Annotated in this window: 16 protein-coding genes, 1 tRNA gene and 1 pseudogene; 7 read left to right on the top strand and 11 right to left on the bottom strand. The window is 70.7% G+C overall.

The genetic code is table 11. The features are described 5' to 3' along the window. The 5 genes from MET9862_RS23240 to MET9862_RS23220 form a co-directional block, all read right to left on the bottom strand. A partial coding sequence (locus MET9862_RS23240; protein ID WP_142585204.1) for a DUF4167 domain-containing protein occupies positions 1–907 on the bottom strand: 907 nt, incomplete at its 3' end. Between the two features lie 358 nt (positions 908–1,265). Further along, positions 1,266–2,198 (bottom strand): peptide chain release factor N(5)-glutamine methyltransferase, encoded by a 933-nt coding sequence (prmC, locus tag MET9862_RS23235; RefSeq protein WP_142585206.1) that lies wholly within the window; start codon positions 2,196–2,198, stop codon positions 1,266–1,268. An 86-nt stretch (positions 2,199–2,284) separates the two neighbouring features. Further along, a complete protein-coding gene (gene prfA / locus MET9862_RS23230; protein WP_142585203.1) occupies positions 2,285–3,370 on the bottom strand; it encodes a peptide chain release factor 1 in 1,086 nt (361 codons plus the stop codon). A 114-nt stretch (positions 3,371–3,484) separates the two neighbouring features. Beyond that, entirely contained in the window at positions 3,485–5,749 is a 2,265-nt protein-coding gene (ptsP, locus tag MET9862_RS23225; protein ID WP_142585202.1) for a phosphoenolpyruvate--protein phosphotransferase, read from the bottom strand. A 97-nt stretch (positions 5,750–5,846) separates the two neighbouring features. Next, positions 5,847–7,082, bottom strand: coding sequence for an aspartate kinase (locus MET9862_RS23220; RefSeq protein WP_142585201.1), 1,236 nt, complete (start codon positions 7,080–7,082; stop codon positions 5,847–5,849). A gap of 162 nt (positions 7,083–7,244) precedes the next feature. Here MET9862_RS23220 and ubiG point away from each other — a divergent pair, with 162 nt between their 5' ends. Genes ubiG through MET9862_RS23205 form a run of 3 tightly spaced genes read left to right on the top strand, consistent with a single transcriptional unit; the run spans position 7,245 to position 9,638 of the window. After that, complete coding sequence (gene ubiG / locus MET9862_RS23215) at positions 7,245–8,003, top strand: bifunctional 2-polyprenyl-6-hydroxyphenol methylase/3-demethylubiquinol 3-O-methyltransferase UbiG (protein WP_142585200.1); 759 nt, start codon at positions 7,245–7,247, stop codon at positions 8,001–8,003. 52 nt (positions 8,004–8,055) lie between these two features. Beyond that, a complete protein-coding gene (locus tag MET9862_RS23210; RefSeq protein ID WP_142585199.1) occupies positions 8,056–8,607 on the top strand; it encodes a YbhB/YbcL family Raf kinase inhibitor-like protein in 552 nt (183 codons plus the stop codon). A gap of 59 nt (positions 8,608–8,666) precedes the next feature. After that, a complete protein-coding gene (locus MET9862_RS23205; protein ID WP_142585198.1) occupies positions 8,667–9,638 on the top strand; it encodes an NADPH:quinone oxidoreductase family protein in 972 nt (323 codons plus the stop codon). Between the two features lie 193 nt (positions 9,639–9,831). On the opposite strand, the gene MET9862_RS23200 is transcribed toward MET9862_RS23205, so the two are convergent. From MET9862_RS23200 to MET9862_RS23185, 4 genes are all read right to left on the bottom strand, one after another. Beyond that, on the bottom strand, positions 9,832–10,845 hold the full coding sequence (locus MET9862_RS23200; protein WP_142585197.1) for an adenosine kinase: 1,014 nt from the start codon (positions 10,843–10,845) through the stop codon (positions 9,832–9,834). Positions 10,846–10,962: 117 nt separating this feature from the next. Then, on the bottom strand, positions 10,963–11,268 hold the full coding sequence (locus tag MET9862_RS23195; protein ID WP_185156973.1) for a hypothetical protein: 306 nt from the start codon (positions 11,266–11,268) through the stop codon (positions 10,963–10,965). A 32-nt stretch (positions 11,269–11,300) separates the two neighbouring features. Next, positions 11,301–12,215, bottom strand: a complete 915-nt coding sequence (gene msrQ / locus MET9862_RS23190; RefSeq protein WP_142585195.1) for a protein-methionine-sulfoxide reductase heme-binding subunit MsrQ — start codon at positions 12,213–12,215, stop codon at positions 11,301–11,303. A 156-nt stretch (positions 12,216–12,371) separates the two neighbouring features. Further along, positions 12,372–13,643 carry a glycosyltransferase family 4 protein gene (locus MET9862_RS23185; protein WP_142585194.1) on the bottom strand — a complete coding sequence of 424 codons (1,272 nt, stop codon included), beginning with the start codon at positions 13,641–13,643 and terminating at the stop codon, positions 12,372–12,374. A gap of 1,265 nt (positions 13,644–14,908) precedes the next feature. On the opposite strand from MET9862_RS23185, the gene MET9862_RS23180 reads away from it, so the two are divergent. Continuing rightward, a tRNA-Pro gene (locus MET9862_RS23180) sits at positions 14,909–14,986 on the top strand. Positions 14,987–15,141: 155 nt separating this feature from the next. After that, positions 15,142–15,376: pseudogene (locus tag MET9862_RS30265) on the top strand (transposase); the annotation flags it as partial. An 82-nt stretch (positions 15,377–15,458) separates the two neighbouring features. Here MET9862_RS30265 and MET9862_RS23175 read toward each other — a convergent pair. Continuing rightward, positions 15,459–16,652: an AraC family transcriptional regulator gene (locus MET9862_RS23175; protein ID WP_142585193.1), complete on the bottom strand. Its 1,194-nt coding sequence runs from the start codon at positions 16,650–16,652 to the stop codon at positions 15,459–15,461. A gap of 610 nt (positions 16,653–17,262) precedes the next feature. Between MET9862_RS23175 and MET9862_RS23170 the strand changes: the two genes are divergently transcribed. Both MET9862_RS23170 and MET9862_RS23165 read left to right on the top strand, forming a co-directional pair. Then, complete coding sequence (locus tag MET9862_RS23170) at positions 17,263–18,096, top strand: DUF4344 domain-containing metallopeptidase (protein WP_244612865.1); 834 nt, start codon at positions 17,263–17,265, stop codon at positions 18,094–18,096. Positions 18,097–18,186: 90 nt separating this feature from the next. After that, on the top strand, positions 18,187–18,573 hold the full coding sequence (locus tag MET9862_RS23165; RefSeq protein ID WP_142585192.1) for a GCG_CRPN prefix-to-repeats domain-containing protein: 387 nt from the start codon (positions 18,187–18,189) through the stop codon (positions 18,571–18,573). On the opposite strand, the gene MET9862_RS29845 is transcribed toward MET9862_RS23165, so the two are convergent. After that, a partial coding sequence (locus tag MET9862_RS29845) for a hypothetical protein (RefSeq protein WP_210248128.1) occupies positions 18,543–18,723 on the bottom strand: 181 nt, incomplete at its 5' end. The genes MET9862_RS23165 and MET9862_RS29845 overlap by 31 nt on opposite strands.

The following is an 18,723-nucleotide window of genomic DNA, read 5'->3' as shown; positions in this document are numbered from 1 at the left end:
CGGGCGGCGGCTCGGCCGGGGCGGCGGGCTCGGGCGCGGGGACCGGGCGCGGCGGCGTCATCAGGAAGGCGGGAAGGCCGGCGGGAGCCTCCTCGACGGGCTGGCGCTCCTCGCGACGGCGCTCGCGGCGGAAGCTGCCCTCCTGGCGCTCCGAACGCTCCTGGCGCGGCTGCTCGGACCGATCCTGGCGCTCCGGACGCTCGGCCCGCTCGGTGCGGTCCTGACGTTCGACGCGGTCCTGACGCTCGGGGCGATCCTGGCGCTCGGCGCGATCTTGACGCTCGGCGCGATCCTGGCGCTCCGGCCGGTCGCCGCGGTCCTGACGATCCTGACGCGGGTAGTCGCCCCGCTCCTGGCGGTTGTCGGACCGGTAATCCTGGCGCGGCTGGTAATCCTGCCGGCCCTCGAACCTGTCCTGGCGGGTCTCCTGGCGCCCGTCCTGACGGCCCTGGTTGTCGAAGCGGGGGCGGTCGTTCCGGTTCTGGAAGCGGTCGCGCCGGTCGTTGCGGCGGCCGTCCTGCTCGCCGCGGCTCTCGTAGGGCTGCGGCTGCTGGCCGGGATCGTACTCGTCGCCGTAGGCGCCGTAGCCCTGGCCGTTCGGGCCGGCGCCCTGACCCTCGTCCTCGCCGTCCTCGATCTCGTCCTCGAAGGGCTGGCGGGCATAGCCGGCACCCGGCTGCGGCCGGTTCTGATCCTGGGCGCTCGAAATGATGCGGAAATAGTGTTCGCCGTGCTGGAAGTAGTTCTCGGCGGCGACAGGGTCGCCCGCCGCCAGCGCGTCGCGCGCGAGCTGGGCGTACTTGTCGGCGATGTGCTGGGCGGTGCCGCGGATCTTAACGTCGGGGCCGTTGGATTCGTATGAACGGGTTAGCGGGTTAGGTCCCTTCGGCCGGTTGCGGCCGCGCATCCGTCGATTCTGGTTTGGTCTCATCGGTCTCAGATGACCCTCGTTCACGCGAAAGGCGTCTGGTCTGCGGCTTTGGCCGGTCGAGCCTGATCCGGGGCCGACTTGCTCCGGCGGCCCGCTCCAGCAGGATGCGCCACGACGATCCGGGCACTGCGCCTGCCTGTCTCGATCGCCCGGGCCCGTCGCCGGCGTCGCAACACCGCTCGATTGTCAGGTTCGAGTGGCACCGGACCACTGCACGGGCTCGATCACGTGCTTGTCCGGTGGTGTAGAGATCGGCGAACAGCTCGGCGGAATGGTCGCCGACGATCCTACGGACGTCCGTCTTAACGAAACGTTCGCGATCTGCAAGCCGACTTTAGCGGCGATCGCGAAACTCAACAAGCATTTTTCCATTCTCCCCCGAATGGACGGCCGCGCCGGACGGCTCCCCGTCCTGGACTAGGATCGTGACGCGTTCATGGCCGGCGAGGTCGCGCCGGACCTCACGCACGGTGAAGCCCGCTTCCGGCCCCAGCCTCCGCAGGGCGGGCGCCTGATCGAAGCCGATCTCGAACAGAACCGGCGCGCCAGGCGCGAGATGCGGCCCGAGCCCGGCCAGGATGCGGCGATAGGCGTCGAGGCCATCCGCGCCGCCATCGAGGGCGGCGGCCGGATCGTGCGCCCGGACCTCGCGGGCGAGACCCGGGATCACGCCGCTCGCAATATAAGGTGGGTTGGACACCACGAGATCGAAAGGGGGCCCCGACACGGCATCGCACCAATCGCCGGCGAGGAAGGCGGCGCGCGCGCCGACGCCGTTCCGCCACGCGTTCTCCCGGGCGGTGCGCAGGGCCCCCTCGGACCGGTCGAGGCCGACGCCGAAGGCGGCGGGGCGCTCGCTCAGCAGCGCCACCAGGATGCAGCCGCTGCCGGTGCCGAGGTCGAGGATGCGGATCGGCGCGGCCCGGTCCGGCACCAGGCGCAGGGCCGCCTCCACCAGGGTCTCGGTATCCGGGCGCGGCACCAGGGTCTCGGGCGACAGGCGGAACGGCAGGCCCCAGAACTCCCAGGCGCCGAGGATGCGCGCCACCGGCTCACCCGCGCGGCGCCGGTCGAGCGCCGCGGCGAGGCGGGCCGCGCCGTCCGGGCCGATGGCTTCCCCGCCGCCGCCGACGAGGTCGAAACTCTGCAGCCCGAGCAGGTCGAGCAGCAGGAAGCGCGCCTCGCCCGCCGGGTTGTCGATGCCGGCGGCCTGGAGGGCTTCGGTCAGATGGCGCAGGGCTGCGCGACGGGATGTGGTGCCGCTGATCCCTCCCCCCTCTGCGGGAGAGGGGGGAGGGGGCGCAGCGCGGGCAGGCCCGAGCTGCGCGGGGGGAGGGGATGCGGCGTCCCGGTTCACGCCATCCCCTCGGCGGCGAGCAGCTCCGCCTGATGCTCGGTCACCAGGGCGTCGACGAGGTCGTCGAGGGCGGGGCCGGCGAGCACCTCCTCCAGCTTGTACAGCGTCAGGTTGATGCGGTGGTCGGTGACCCGCCCCTGCGGGAAATTGTAGGTGCGGATGCGCTCCGAGCGGTCGCCCGAGCCGACCTGCGCCTTGCGGTCGGCGGCGCGGGCCGAATCCTTGGCCGAGCGCTCGGCGTCGTAGAGCCTGGACCGCAGCAGCGCCATGGCGCGGGCCCGGTTCTTGTGCTGCGAGCGCTCCTCCTGGACGAAGACCACGATCCCGCTCGGGATATGGGTGATGCGGATCGCCGATTCCGTCTTGTTGACGTGCTGGCCGCCCGCGCCCTGCGCCCGCATGGTGTCGATCTTCAGGTCGGCCTCGTTGACCGCGATGTCGACCTCCTCGGCCTCGGGCAGCACCGCGACGGTGGCGGCGGAGGTGTGGATGCGCCCCTGGGTCTCGGTCTCGGGCACGCGCTGGACGCGGTGGGCCCCGCTCTCGAACTTGAGGCGGGCGAACACGCCGCGGCCCTTCACCTCGGCGACCACCTCGCGGTAGCCGCCCATCGTGCCCTCGCTCTCCGAGATCACCTCGACGCGCCAGCCCTTCGACTCGGCATATTTCGCGTACATGCGGAACAGGTCGCCCGCGAAGAGCGCCGCCTCGTCGCCGCCAGTGCCGGCGCGGACCTCGAGGATCGCGCTCTTCTCGTCGGCCGCGTCCTTGGGCAGCAGCATGAGCTGGAGCTCGCGATGGGCCCGGAGCAGGGCGCCTTCCGCCTCCGGCTTCTCCTCGGCGGCGAGCGCCCGCATCTCGGGATCCGAGCCCGGCTCGTCGATCATCGCCTCGATCCCGGCGAGATCGGCCGCAGCCGCGCGGTAGGCATGGATGGCGGCGACCACGGGGTCGAGATCGGAGAGCTCGCGCGAGAGCTGCACCACGGTCTCGGACTCGATGGTGCCGGCGGCGAGCGTCGCGGTGACGATGTCGTGGCGCGTCAGGATCGCGTCGAGGCGCTCGGGAGGTATCGGGATCATCGCCGTGCTGTGTTCCGAGAGGTGTTCCGGCGCAAGGGCTTCGCCGCATGCCGCCCCTGTGCGGCCGGCGTTCCTCGCCCGGTCCGGCGCGGGCGCGCCCCGGACCGACGGAGTCTAGATGGGCACGCCGCGTGCCTTCGCGAAGGCCGCGAGCACCGGTCGCAGGCTGTCGCCGTCATGCATCCGGGCGGTCTCGGTCTCGATCAGCGCGGCGACCTCCGCGGCCTCGATGGAGAGCACCATCGCCTTCACCGGGCCGATCGCGGCCGGCGACATCGAGAAGTTGCGAAAGCCCATGCCGACGAGGGCCATCGCGTCGAGCGGGCGCCCGCCGATCTCGCCGCAGACCGTGACCGGGCAGCCGGCCGCCGCCGCCCGCTCGGCGATCAGCCGGAAGGCGCGGATCGCGGCCACCGAGAGCGGGTCGAAGCGGTCGGCCACCCGCCGGTTCTCGCGGTCGACCGCGAACAGGAACTGCATCAGGTCGTTCGAGCCGACCGAGAGGAAATCGGCCTCACGGGCGATCTCGTCGATCTGGAACAGGAGCGAGGGCACCTCGACCATGGCGCCGAGCTGGCAATCCGCCGGCAGGGTGTAGCCGTGGCGGCGCAGATGCGCCTTCTCGCGCTCCACGATGGCCCGCGCCCGCACGAACTCGTCCACCGTCGCGACCATCGGGAACATGATCTTGAGCGGATGCCCGTCCGAGGCCTTGAGCAGCGCGCGCAGCTGCACGCGCAGGAGCGCCGGCCGGTCGAGCCCGATCCGGATCGCCCGCCAGCCGAGCGCCGGGTTCTCCTCCTCGAGCTTGGGCATGTAGGGCAGGATCTTGTCGCCGCCGATGTCGAGGGTCCGGATGGTGACGGGCTTGTCGCCGGAGGCGGTGAGCACGGCCCGGTAGAGCGCCTGCTGCTCGGCCGCCGACGGCATGCGCTGCGCCACCATGAATTGCAGCTCGGTGCGGAACAGGCCGACGCCCTCCGCCCCCGTCTCGTTGAGATGGCCGAGATCGACGAGGAGGCCCGCATTCAGGTGGAGCCCGATGCGCACCCCGTCGCGGGTGATCGCCGGCACGTCGCGGAGCGCCCGGTACTGCTCCTGGCGCCGGGCGCGCAGGCGCACCATCTCGGCATAGGAGGCCTCGACCTCGGGCCCCGGGCGGACATGAACCTCGCCCGCCACGCCGTCCACGATGATGGCATCGCCGGAATCGCAGAGCGCGGCGGCGTTCTCGATCTCGCTCACCGCCGGGATGCCCAGCGCCCGGGCGACGATGGCGACGTGGCTCGTCGGCCCGCCTTCCTCCAGCACGAGGCCGCGCAGGCGCCCGGGCTCGTAGTCGAGGAGCGCGGCCGGGCCCATGGAGCGGGCGACCAGGATCGCGTTCTCGGGCAGCATCCCGGGCAGGCCCACGGCCTCGTCGCCGACGAGCTCGCGCATCACGCGGTTGGCGAGATCGTCGAGATCGTGCAGCCGGTCGCGCAGATAGGGGTCGCTCTGGCGCACCATCCGGGCGCGGTTGTCGGACTGGACCCGCTCCACCGCGGCCTCGGCGGTGAGACCGGAGCCCACCGCCTCGCGCATCCGGCGCAGCCAGCCCTTGTCGTGGGCGAACATGCGCACGGTCTCGAGCACCTCGCGGGACTCGGCCGTGCCCATCTTGTCGCCGCGCTCGACCAGGGCGTCGATCGCCGAGCGCACCTTCTCGATCGCCGTCTCCAGCCGCGCCATCTCGCGCTCGCTGTTCTCGGCGATCAGGGTCTTCACGATGATGCGCGGCTCGTGCAGCACCACGTAGCCGAGCCCGATCCCCTCCGCGAGCACGGTGCCGCGCACGCTGATGGCGCGCCGCGCCGCGGTGCCGGCATCGGGGGCGAGCCCCTGCAGCTCGCCCGAGGCGATCATCTCCGAGAGCACCATGGCGGTGGTCTGGAGCGCCTCGATCTCCTCCTCGGAATAGACCCGGTAGGTCTTGTTCTGGACGGTGAGCACGCCGAGCGTGTTGCCGGCCCGCAGCAGCGGCACGCCGAGGAAGGCGTGGAACGCCTCCTCGCCCGTCTCCGGGCGGTAGGAGAAGGCCGGGTGCTGCTGCGCGTCGGAGAGGGCCAGCGGCTCGGCCGTCTTGGCGATCAGGCCGACGAGGCCCTCGTCCGCGCGCATGCGGGTGAGATGGACCGCCTCGCGGTTCAGCCCCTCCGTCGCGAACAACTCGAGGATGTTGTCGTCGCGCAGGACGTAGACCGAGCAGACCTCGGCGACGACGTTCGCCGCGATCAGGACGACGATGCGGTCGAGGCGCGCCTGGGGGCTGACCGGCTCCGCCATCGCTTCGCGAAGGCGGCGCAGCAGCAGGCGCGGGCCTCCGGGCGCAGCGGGCATGGTCTCGTCATTCCAGCGTCAGGGGCCGGTGCGGCGTCGGTCAGTCCTGCAACCTTGACGCCAGATGGCCACCGCCCCCTGGCGCCCTCCCCGAGAGTCAGGCCTGATCGAGGCCGTATAGCGAGTGGAGCGTGCGAACGGCAAGCTCCGTATAGGCCGCATCGATGAGGACGGAGAACTTGATCTCCGAGGTGGTGATGGCGCGGATGTTGATTCCCTTTTGGGCCAGCGCCCGGAAGGCCTTGGCCGCCACGCCCGCATGCGAGCGCATGCCGACGCCGATCGCCGAGACCTTCACCACGTCGGTGGCGCCCTCGATCTGGGCGAAGCCGATCGTCTCGGCCTGCGCCTGCAGCACGGTGCGCGTGCGCTCGTAATCGGCCGCCGGGACCGTGAAGGTCATGTCGGTGGTCGACTGGTCGCCCGACACGGTCTGGATGATCATGTCGACGTTGATGTTGGCATCCGCCAGCGGGCCGAAGATCGCCGCGGCGACGCCGGGGCTGTCCTTCACGCCGCGGAGCGTGATCTGCGCCTCGTCCCGCGAGAAGGCGATCCCGGTGATGATCTGCTGTTCCACGATGTCGTCCTCGTCGCAGATGAGAGTGCCGGGACGGGCCGCGTCCGGCGGATCGAAGGAGGAGCGCACGGTGGTCGGCACCCGGTGCACCATGGCGAGCTCCACGGAGCGGACCTGCAGCACCTTGGCGCCGAGCGAGGCCATCTCCAGCATCTCCTCGAAGGTCACGCGCTCCATGCGCCTGGCCTTCGGCACGACACGCGGGTCGGTGGTGTAGACGCCGTCCACGTCGGTGTAGATGTCGCAGCGCTCGGCGCCGATGGCGGCGGCCACCGCGACCGCGCTGGTGTCCGAGCCGCCGCGGCCGAGGGTCGTGATCCGGCCGGTCTCGGCATGCATGCCCTGGAAGCCCGCGATCACCGCGACCTCGCCGCGCTTGAAGCCGGCATCGAGCCGCGCGCCGTCGATCTCCGCGATGCGGGCCGAGCCGTGCGCGTCCGAGGTGAGGATCGGGATCTGCCAGCCCTGCCAGGAGCGGGCCGCGATGCCCATCTTGCGCAGGGCGACCGCCAGCAGCCCCGAGGTCACCTGCTCGCCCGAGGCGACGACCGCGTCGTACTCGGCTTCCGCGTAGAGCGGGTCGGCGTCCTTCACCCAGGCGACCAGCTCGTTGGTCTTGCCCGACATCGCCGAGACCACGACCGCGACCTCGTAGCCGGCCGCGACCTCGCGGGCCACGTGCGCGGCCACGTTGCGGATCCGGTCCACGTTGGCGACGGACGTGCCGCCGAACTTCATCACCAAACGGGGCATGGCGCGTCCGCGTTGTCCTGCAAAGAATCGGACCCGGCGGCGCGGACCCGAGGTCCCGCGTCTGTACCGGGTCGGGTTCGGGCGGGTACAAGCGGCGGCAGGGGCTGTCAACACGCCGGCCGGCAGGCCGGAGTCACTCTAAACCTGGAGTACGGGTCGGGCATGGCCGAGACGGGAACGGACGGGCACCAGGGTCGGGTCGACGCCGCGGAGGTGGCGCGCTTCGACGCGCTGGCGGCGACGTGGTGGGACGAGGCGGGGCCGATGCGGGTGCTGCACCGCTTCAACCCGGTGCGCCTCGCCTATATCCGCGACAGGGCCTGCCGCCATTTCGGGCGCGACCCCGACCGCCCCTTCGCCCTCGAGGGCCTGAGCGTGGTCGATATCGGCTGCGGCGGCGGCATCCTGTCCGAGCCGCTCGCCCGCCTCGGGGCCGAGGTCACGGGGCTCGAGCCCGCCGCCCGCAACCTCGCGGTGGCGCGTGCCCATGCGGAGGCGGAGGGCGTGCCGGTGACCTATCGCGCCGACACGATCGAGGCCGTGGCGGGCGAGGGCGCCCGCTTCGACGTGGTGCTCGCCATGGAGGTGATCGAGCACGTGCCGGATCCGGCCGCCTTCCTGCGCGCGGCCTGCGCGGCGGTGAAGCCCGGCGGCCTCCTGTTCGCGGCCACCATCAACCGGACCCTGCGCTCCTTCGCGCTCGCCATCGTCGGGGCGGAATACGTGCTCGGCTGGCTGCCGAAGGGCACGCATGACTGGGACAAGTTCCTGACCCCGGACGAGCTGAAGCGGATGCTGCGTGACGGCGGCGTGAGCCCGGTCGACACCACGGGCGTGGTCTACAATCCCCTCACCGACGGCTGGCGCCCGAGCCGGGACGTCGGCGTGAACTACATGGTCGCGGCCGAGAGGCCGGCCTGAACCGGATGATCCCCTCTCCGTTGATCCCGGTCATGCGGAGACCGAGACCCCGATGCTGGAAAAGCTGCCGCACGCCGTGGGCGAGGCCCTGTCGGGCTTCCGCGCGGGCCTGGAGACCATCGCCTACCGGTCCGCGTTCGCCGGGACGGCCGAGGGCATCGCGCTGACGAGCCCCGCCTTCGCGGACGGCGCGCCGATGCCGGCCCGCTTCACGGCGGACGGGGCGGGCGTCGCGCCGCCGCTCGCCTGGGCCGGCCTGCCCGTGGGCACCGCCGGGCTCGCGCTCCTCGTCGAGGATGCCGATGCCCCGACGCCGCAGCCCCTGGTTCACCTGATCGCCCCCGACATCGACCCGGCGCCGGGCGCCGTCGCCGAGGGGGCGCTGTCGGGTGGGGAGCTCGGGCGCAACAGCGTCCTTCAGACGGGCTGGCTGCCGCCCGACCCGCCGTCCGGGCACGGGACGCATCGCTACTGCTTCCAGCTCTACGCGCTCTCGGCCGCCCTTGCCGTGCCCGGCGGCCTCGGCCGCAGCGGCCTGATCGAGGCGATGCGCGGCCGCGTGCTGGCCAAGGGGCTGCTGATCGGCACCTACGCGCGGCCCTGAGCCCTTGCGGTCCGGCTCGGCTCCGGGCATCGCCGGTTCAAGACAACCGGGAGGACGCGATGCGGGCGCTTGTGTGCACGAGGCTGGGGAAGCCCGAGGATCTCTCCGTCGAGACCCTGGCCGATCCGGTGCCCGGGCCCGGCCAGGCTCTGGTGCAGGTGCAGGTCGCCGCGCTCAATTTCTTCGACACGCTGATCATCGCCGGCCGCTATCAGGTGAAGCCGGGCCTGCCGTTCTCGCCGGGCGGCGAGGCCTGCGGCACGATCGCGGCGCTGGGATCCGACGTCGCAGGGTTCGCGGTCGGCGACCGGGTGATCGTCCACGCCAAGTTCGGCACCTGCCGCGACCTCGTCCTGGCCGAGCCCGCCCAGCTCACCAAGGTGCCCGACGGCGTCTCGGACGAGCAGGCGGCGGGGCTCACCATCACCTACGGCACCTCGCTCCATGCCCTGCGCAACCGGGCCCGGGTGCAGCCCGGCGAGTGGCTCGCGGTGCTCGGCGCCTCGGGCGGCGTGGGCCTCGCCGCGGTCGAGCTCGGCCGGCTCATGGGCGCGCGGGTGATCGCCTGCGCCTCCTCCGAGGACAAGCTCGCGGCGGCGAAGGCGCACGGGGCCGAGATCGGCCTCGTCTACGACCCGGCGACCCTGAAGGACGCCCTGCGCGAGGCCTCCGGCGGCGGGGTCGACGTGGTCTACGACGCGGTGGGCGACGCCTTCGCCGAGCCGGCGCTCCGGGCGCTGCGCTGGCGCGGGCGCTACCTCGTCGTCGGATTCGCGGCGGGCGAGATCCCGCGCCTGCCCCTCAACCTGATGCTCCTGAAGGAGCTCGACGTGCAGGGCGTCCATTGGGGCGCCTTCCTCGACCGGGACCCGGACGCGCATCAGGAGAACCAGCGCCAGCTCCTCGCCTGGGTGGCGGAGGGCCGGCTCACCGCCAAGGTGCACGGAGTCTACCCGCTTGAGGAGTACGGGGAGGCGATGGGCCTCCTCACGCGCCGCGAGGCGGTGGGAAAGGTGCTGCTGCGGCCGTGAGAGGCTGGGGCTCCTCCTCCCATCGGGAGATGGGCCCCTGAGCGGGCAGCCCCGCTTCCGGATCGGTTCGGAAACCGCGACGCGCGCCCTCTCCCGTTCGGGAGAGGGGACCCGCGCCTCGATCGGCAGCGTCGCTTCTTCTCTGGCCGTGAGGGAAAACGGCGGCTCGTGAAACGGTCAGGGCCGGGGCCCGTCAGAGCAGCCCCTTCTTCTTGGCGAGGGTGACGAGGTCGACCTGCGGCCGGGCGCCGATATGCTGGATGACCTGGCCCGCCGCCAGCACGCCGAGCCGGGCGCAGGCGACGTTGTCGAGGCCGCGGGCATGGCCGGCGAGGAAGCCCGCCGCGAAGAGGTCGCCCGCGCCGGTGGTGTCCATCACGGTCTCCACCGGGGTGGCGGGCACGGCGCGGACCTCGCCGCCCTTCACCACAAGCGCGCCCTCTTCGGAGCGGGTGACGAGGCCGAGCAGGTGAATGCCGCGGCCGTTGCGCTCCTCGCGCAGCGCCGTCACGGCGGCCTCGGCATCCTCGGTCTCGTAGAGGCTCTTCAGCTCGCCGATATTGGCGAACAGGATGTCGATGCTGCCGTCGCGGATCAGCCCCAGGAACTCCTCGCGGTAGCGGCCGACGCAGAAGGCGTCGGAGAGGGTCAGCGCCACCGCGTTGCCGGCGCCGTGGGCGATCTTCACCGCCTTGCGGAAGGCCTCCTTGGCCGCCGGCGGATCCCAGAGATAGCCTTCGAGATAGATGACACGGGCGCTCTCGACCACGGCCGGATCGACATCCGCAGGCGACAGGCCCTGGCAGGCGCCGAGATAGGTGTTCATGGTGCGCTCGCCGTCCGGCGTCACCAGCACGAAGCAGCGCGCCGTGGCCGGCCCCTCGGTCGCGGCGGAGACGGGGAAGGCGACGCCGGCCGCCTTCAGCTCGTGCGCGTAGAGCCCGCCGAGCTCGTCGTCGCGGACCTTGCCGATGAAGGCGGTCTTCGCCCCCAGCATCGCCGCGCCGACCGCGGTGTTCGCGCCCGAGCCGCCCGAGACCACGGTCGTCGGTCCCATCGCGGCGAACAGGGATTCGGCCCGCGGCTCGTCGATCAGCTGCATCGCCCCCTTGGTCACGTCCTGCGCCGTCAGGAAGGCGTCGTCGGTGCGTGCGATCAGATCGACGATGGCATTGCCGAGCACGAGGAGGTCGAGGGAAGCGGTCATCCGGATATCCTGCTGCGGTTTGCCGGGCTGTCGCATCGGCTCATCGGCCGGTCAAGCCAGGAGAAACGCACCACGCGCGCCTGACGACCGCGGCGGAGACCCTTGAACAGGCCCGCGCTACTGCAGCGTCTTCACCTCACACTGGGCGTAGTCGTTGGCCGCCTTCACGTAGGCGTTGAGCTTCTTCAGATAGGCCTCGGCCAGCGGGCGGAAGGCCTGAGCCTGCAGGTTATAGGCCTTGATCTGGTCGTTGTAGGTATAGGCCTCCCAGCCGGGGCAGCCGCCCTTGGCGTCGAGGCAGGCCGGCTTCTGCGGGAGCGGTGGCTTCTCCGGGCGCTCCGCGACGGGCGGCGCGGGCGCGGTGCAGGCCGCCGCAGCGGGCCCCGACAGCAGGAGCGCGCAGGCCAGGACCGTGTTCCGCATGGGCATTCCCCGTGCGGCCCGGGCGGCCGCGGTCAGGGTTTCTGCGCCATCGCGCGGGCGGGAACAAGGCCAGGCGCGCGCCGCGCCGCCGCGGCCCGGCCGCCTTCCGGCGTGCCGCGCACGAGGTTCAGGAGCGGCAGCAGCAGGCCGATCCCGAGCACCCACCAGGCCGGGCGGATCGGCCCGGAAAAATCGAGGTTCGCGCCGAGCACGAGGCTGGCCGGCACGCCGCTCTTCACGCCGTACCACGCGGCCTCGAGGAGCGCGGTGAGGAGCGCGGTGCCGATCGCGAGCAGCGCCAGCGACCAGGGCCGCGTCGGCGCACGCAGACGCTGCATCAGGCGCCAGCCCATCAGCAGCAGGAACAGCCCGGTCCAGAAGACCGGGTTCGTCACGTCGATCTTGGCCTGCAGGAAGTAGTGGAGCAGCCCCAGCGCCGCGATTCCGTAGACGATCCGGTGCAGCCGGTTCCAGGCCTGGCCCATCCGCCGGATCGCGGCGTCGGTGGAGGTCCAGCCGAGCACGACGAGGCCGGCGAGCGCGACGAAGCCGATGGTCAGGTAGACGCGCAGCGCGATCTCCGAGACGACCTTCCCGAGATCGAAGTTCTGGTCCACCACGTAGAGCGCGAGATGGGCCAGCGCGTAGGCGAGCGCCGCCAGTCCGAGCATGCGCCGCAGGTTGATCAGCTTCGGCCAGTTCGCGACGCGCCGCAGCGGCGTCACCGCGAGCGTCGCGAGGAGCAGCCGCATCGACCACTCGCCGGTGGCGTGGATGAGGGTGGTGATCGGCTTCGCGCCCAGCGCGTCGTGGGCGTAGGCCCAGGCGAGGTCGAGACCCGGCGCCAGCACCAGCAGGAAGACGCAGAGCTTCAGCAGCGAGAGGCGGCCGGCGCGGTCGAGCCAAGGCAGCGGCAATGTCGGGCGTGCGGGCGCGGAAGCGGGCATGATCTATGGGGGCTGTCGGGGACTCGGCGGGAAACCGCCGGACGGGTCGAACGATGCGTGCCCCGGACTCTTCGCCGCGGCGGCGCACCGGTTACAGGGCGGCGCCGGCGAGGCGGGCCCGCGCAGGCGTCGCATGATCCCGCTCGGCACCCGGATTCAGAGGCTTTGCAGGAGCGGCTCGACGGCGGCGAAATGGCCGGTCCAGTCGGGCGGGCGGTAGCCGTCGAGGCGGCGGGCGAGGGCGGCGCGCCGACCCGAATCCGGGGCCGCGATCTCCTCCACCGCCCGCATCCAGCCGGTGCCGTCGAGCGGGTCGAGGAAGTCGCAGAAGCCGGCGCCGATCTCCCGGTGGACGGGAATGTCCGAGGCGACCACCGGCAGGCCGGAGGCGGCGGCCTCGACGATGGGGATGCCGTAGCCCTCGGCGAAGGAGGGCATCAGCAGGGCGGTGGCGCCGCGCATCAGGGCGGCGAGGCCGTGGGTGGAGAGGCCGGAGACCTCCACGACATGCGCGCGGATGGCTGCGCAGCGCTCCAGCATGTCCACGATGTTCTCGGCCTCCCAGCCGCGCCGCCCCACGAGGACCAGGCGGGGCGTCGCCGGCCCGAGCCGCTCGGCCAGGGCCCGCCAGAGGTGGAGCAGGAGCAGGTGGTTCTTGCGCGGCTCGATCGTGCCGCAGACGACGAAGGTCGGGTGCGCGCAAGCCAGGCGCGTGCCCTCGCGCCCGAAGGCCGGCTCGACGCCGAGATGGCCGATTGCCATCGGCGGCGGCCGGACGCCGTCGCGCGCGAGATGGGCGCCGGTGCGCTCGGCGGTGTCGGCCGAGTTCGCCAGGATCGCGGCCGCGTGGCGGCCGACCGTGCGCATCCGCTCGGCATGGCGCTCGGCCTCGCCGGGGCGGCCGTATTCGGGATGGGTGATGGGGATGAGGTCGTGCACGAAGAAGGCGGCGCGCACGTCGCGGCGGTCGTAGAGCCAGTCGAACCGGCCCGGCTTGTCGAGGCGCAGATGCGAGCTGTGCAGGTAGAGGCTCCCCTGCGGCAGCGCCGCGATGGACGCAGCCCGCAGGATCGTGGCGCTCGCCCGCGCCTGGATCGCCCGGCGCGACCCGGCCGAGGGCGCGGGGCCCGGCGGCGGCGCGCCCGCGACCCCGCTCCCGAGTTGGGCCGCGAGGCGGCGATAGACGGGATCGGCTTCGGCCGCCCCGTCCTCGACCCAGCCCGCCGCCACCGCCTCGACGATGGCGAGCGCCCGCGCCCGGTCGAGCACGCGCGGGCCGAGCGCCGTCGATACCACCCCGAAGCGATCACCCGCGGTTCCGAGCACGCGCCGGGCATAGGCCAGGTCGACCCGGTCGATCCCCGAAGGACTCGCATGCCGCAGCCGCGTCACCAGCCGCGTCAGGTCGAAGGCGAGGGGGCGTTCCATCCGGGCTCCGTCGATCGGCGCAATGCCCCCGGTTACCTGCCGCCGCCGACGAGGACCAGAGGACAGGCCGGCGCCCCCCTGCTCGACGCGGGCCCGGCCCAGAGCATTCTCCGTGATCCAAGGATCACGGAGAATGCTCTAACGGATTGAGCGGAGCGCATTTTCTTTCGCGGAACCGGCGACCACTTCCGCGGAACATGCTCCAGCGCGCGAGGGGCTTGCGCACGGAGCAGGAGTCGACATCCCCGCCTGCCGTCCGGTGCGTCGGAAGCGAAGCGCAGCCCGGTTCGCGGACACCGGTTTGAGGCGGTATGCCCGTCCCGCGCGCATGCCCAAGGCGACGCAGGACCCGAGCAGAAGCTCCCATAGGCGCGACGGCAAGAGATGGAATGCCACGCTCCGATGGGTCGTCAGCATCAACTCCGCCAAGAAGGAGGCTAGGCACAACGCAAAGCAGATGGCGAGTGATCGGCGGCCGTATTCAAAGATCACGATGATCAAGGTCGAGGCGATGAGGTCGAATTTCTCCTCGATACCGAGCGACCACGTGTGAAGCAGGGGCTTCATCTCGGCTGGGCGGTTGAAGTAATCGTCGTCCAGGTAGAAGGTACCATCTGATTCCATGTGCCATGCTACCCTGCCAAGCGGGCGGCAAATTTGGAGTTGGTCAATTTTGATCGGACCCTACCAGAGCTGAATACCGAGAGAGGGTGCGCGCCAGCGCGGCCGGCCTGTTGAAACGATGGCTGGAGGCGGCCGCGAGGAAGCGCGGCGCCTGCGTCACGGCTGAGGCCGATATCCGCGACGGAGATGCTGGCGAAGGCCGGTACAGGGCCGAGATCGACGCAGTGTCGAACCTCCGCTTGCAGGCACTGCGGCGATGTCCGCGTTACAACCGATGTCGGACGCCCTGGCTGCACGGTATGAATGTCCGCCTCGGCGGACCTGTCGTGGTTCGTGTTGCACGTCGAGCGTGAGACAAAATCGGGTCGGGTGCGTCGACGTCACATGCACATTCTCGTAGCGCGCCAGCTCCGAACCGGACTCCAGCTCCGAACCGGACTCTTGAGGTGCCCCTGGCTTCGGCCGGGGGGGGCGCCTTTCGCGTTTCGAGCCCGGACCGTCGGGCGAACGGGGCGTGGGACTTCCGTGGGACTTTCCGTGCGCGCCGCTGCCATACGCTGCGCTTTCCTGCCATTCTTGGCCGGCGGGGGCTTGCGTGTTCCGAAGCCAAAAGCTAAATCCCCGCCTGCCCTTCGGGGCGTCGGAGCGTAGCGCAGCCCGGTTAGCGCACTAGTCTGGGGGACTAGGGGTCGGAGGTTCGAATCCTCTCGCTCCGACCATAAAATTCTCAGCCGGATCAGATATTTACAATGGGCCGCCTGAGGGTGGCCTTCGTCGTTTCGGGGACTCTGGTTTCGGACTGGGTCCGATCGATCCGCCTCCATCGCAGGGGTCCGCCCTTGGGTATGGCTTTCGAGCCAGGAGGGCGGGTGGCATGGCCAAGCCCCCGGAGCCCGAGGCGATTGTTGCCAAGCGACGGCACGTGGATGTGCTGATCTCACAGGGCCAGAGCCTCTCCGAGGCCATCCGCCATCGGCGTGAGTTCAGTGACGTATTCCCAGTGGTGGCGTGACTTCGTCGGCCTGAAGAGCGACCAGGTTCGCCGTATGAAGGATCTGGAAGCCGGGAGCAAGCGGCTACAACGAGAGGCATATATTGATCTCGTTCTAGCGGGTGAATGCATCTTGATCCGCGCGCCGGAGGTGACAGTCGGACTGCTGCCGTCGTTGATCAAGCGAAAGCCCGCGGCGGCTATGTTCTCGGCTGTTGATGCACGTCCTTCCAGCATCGGCCAGTCGCTACAGATCGTGAATGCGAGGGATCTGCCTCAGCCTGACTATATGCGTCCTGGCTAAGTGACGTATGCTTATGATCAGTCTGTTGCGGGGTCCGTCTTTCCTGGCGCCATACGCTCGGCGTCATGCCCGTCCAGCGACGGAAGGCGTGGGTAAAGGCGGAGGGTTCGGAGAACTCGAGAGCCGCGGAGATCTGCGCGAGGCTCAGATCGGTATCGACCAACAGCTGCGCGGCGATGGCGAGTCGGGTCTCTCTCGCCACCAGCCGGAAGGACGTGCCCTCCGCCTTCAGGCGCCGGCTCAGGGTACGCCGGTGGATGGCCATGGCCCGGGCAACCTGTTCGGCGCTGAGGTGCTGGTCGGCCATCGTCACGCGCAGGCGTCGGCGCAGATCATCCGCCGCGTCCGGCAGGATGGAGGCCTCGATCTGCCGGAGGCGCCGCTCGACGCTCATGCGCGTCAGCGGGTGCGCGTCTCGAATCGGTTGTCGCAGAAGGCTCGCCGGGACCACGAGCGCCGCGATCTCCTGGTCGAAGCGGACCGGCGCCTGGAAGAACTGGGCATAGGGTTGCCGATCGGTCGGCTGCACGCGCGGCAGCAGGACCTCATCGGGCGCCCAATTCGCATCGCCCAAGGCCCGCAGAGCCTGCGTGACGGCCGCGATCGCCCGCTCGCAATGCAGCCCGATCCCCGCGATGTCGGGCTCATAGGGGGCGTAGGACACCAGGGCCAGGGAGCCGTTGGTCGACAGGCTGATCACGGCGCCGCGGTTGAGCAGGCCGTGATGCGCCTCGAGACCTCTCAGCGCGTCGCCGATCGTCTCGGAGTGCCGCATCAGCAGACCGAGGAGGCCGAACGATGCGAGGGTCGTGCGCTGACCGACCATGAGCCCGAAATGCGGGCAGCGCGTGCGCTCCGCGCACAGCGCCGTCAGCCGGCCGAGCGCGGCGAACGAGCTGGCATCCGCAGCGTCGGGCGCAGGGGCGGACAGCCCGGCGAGAGCCATGAGTTCGTCCGGCTCGACATCGCGTTCCCGCAGGAGATCGCGGATCGCCCGTACGGCGGCGCCGTGAATGAGATCCGTGGGGTTCGTGCCGTCCGTCCCGCACAGGCAGGCATCGGCCCGCCGATCATCGACCGGATCGCGCATGAGGTGAGACCCCGTCTGCAGATCCAGGATCTGCGATGAGAGAATCGACGCGGGACGGATTTTTGTAAATGTTCTTGCTGAGACTTCATCCTTCCAGGCGAAGACTTATAAATCTCGGACTGCAAGTGGATTCGACTGTGTTCCTTGTGTGTGGGCGAGCGGAGGCCTGGCCTGCCTACGCCTTCGAATCCCGGATGCGACGCCGGATCCAATGCGGCCTGCCCCAAGTATCGTCGACCCTACACCCGACCGCTTTTCGAATTCGATCATAAGGCATGATATTAAGCGCCGCAACGTCCGTCTCAAACGAATATTGCTTCGCTAAGATTTTACGCTCATACTCATGCGGCGCCATTCGAGACTGAATCGGTATTGAGGATTGTCTCCACCAATTCCCTGTCGCACAACCGGTCGGCAGCATTGCGACGCAGGATGCTAGAGTGCGCATCGATCATCGAAATTGATCTGGATCAAGGATCGGATCCGTTCGGCCGGTCCGGCTGCGGCTTCCGGCTGAGACCCGGCAGGTGCCGTCCCAACGGAACAAGCGTGCGCCCGCGGCTGCTGTAGCTGTCACGGCCTCGGCTTGGCCATGTTCGAGGGCCGGACGATGCCGATGCGCCGCCATGTCGGTCCCGCCGTGCTTCTGATCTGGCTCCTCTGCGCGATGGAGGTCCGGGCGGAGAGGGGCGCGAGGCCGCAGGTCCGGACCGTCTACCAGGATCCGGGCCCGGGCGACGCCTCGGAGATCTACCGTGAGGTGAGGGAGCGCCGGGTGCTCGAAGGGCTTCGAAACCTCGTCTCGGATCTCCGCCTGCCCCGAACGCTGACGCTGCGGATGGCCGGGTGCGGCGGCGAGCCCAATGCGTGGTACGTGCCCCGCGAGCGGACGGTGACCGTCTGTTACGATTACATCCGGGACGTGCGGGAGCGGGCGCCTTCCACCGTCACGCCCGACGGCCTGACCCGTCAGGCCGCCATCTTCGGCGGGTTGGCGCAGGTCTTCCTCCACGAGGTCGGCCACGCCCTGTTCGACATCCTCGACATCCCGGTGCTGGGCCGTGAGGAGGATGCGGCCGACCAGTTCGCCGCCCTGGTCGTCCTCCGGCTCCCGCCGGCCAAGGCGCGCCGCGTGATCGACGGGGGCGCGCATCTGTTCAGGAGCTTCACGGCCGAGGAGACGGCGGTGCAGGCAGTCCTGGCCGATTCCCACGGGCTGTTCGCCCAGCGCCTCTACAACCTCCTGTGCCTCGCCTACGGCTCCGACCGCCGCGCCTTCGCCTATCTCGTGGACCGCGCCAGCCTGCCGAGCGAGCGCGCGGTCGAGTGCGCCGCGGAGTACGGCCAGGCGGCGGATGCGATGGACCGGATGCTGTACCGCCACCTGCGGGGCGCGCGCCTCGGCCGCGGGCAGATCCGCCGGGCGTTCCGGTGGATCTTCTGAGGGCGGCCTGCCGCGTCCCAGAACAGGCCAACGTCGTCCCCCGCACGGGGGTGTTCCAGGGGGCCCGAGCGACACGAGGGTAGGCAGACCATGAAGCGCTTCAGACCGATCGTGATGGCGGGCACCCTCCTGGGTGCCGTCCTGGGCCTCGGGCCGATCGAGAGAGGGATGATCGGCTCCGCGGTGGTGCTGGCCGCGCAGGGCTGCGGCCCCGGTTTCCACCGCAACGTCTACGGGGCCTGCCGGCCGAATGCCTACGCGGCGCCGGGCTATTACCGGCCCTATGGCGCCTACGGCTATCGCGGCGGCTATGGCTATCGCGGCGGCTACGGCTACCGCGGCGGCTACGCGTATCGCGGCGCCTATGTCCGGCGCGTCTATGGCGGCCGCGCTTATGGCGGTCGCGTCGCGGGCGGTCGGGTCGGCGTCGGGCGCGCCTATGGCGGCTACCGCGGCGGCTTCCGCGGCAGGCGATAGGCCGGCTTCATCCGGGAGGCTTGCCATGGACCGGGCGGCGTCCGCGCACGCGAACTGATGCGGTGGATGCCCCCACCGACCGGCATCTCGTATGCCTGATGGTTGAATCGGAACCGATCATAGGGGTCATCGATGACGACGATCAGCATG

This window comes from Methylobacterium symbioticum (assembly GCF_902141845.1).
Classification (GTDB): Bacteria; Pseudomonadota; Alphaproteobacteria; order Rhizobiales; family Beijerinckiaceae; genus Methylobacterium; species Methylobacterium symbioticum.
The sequence above is the reverse complement of the archived record's forward strand: the minus strand, read 5'-3'. Positions and strand labels throughout refer to the sequence as shown.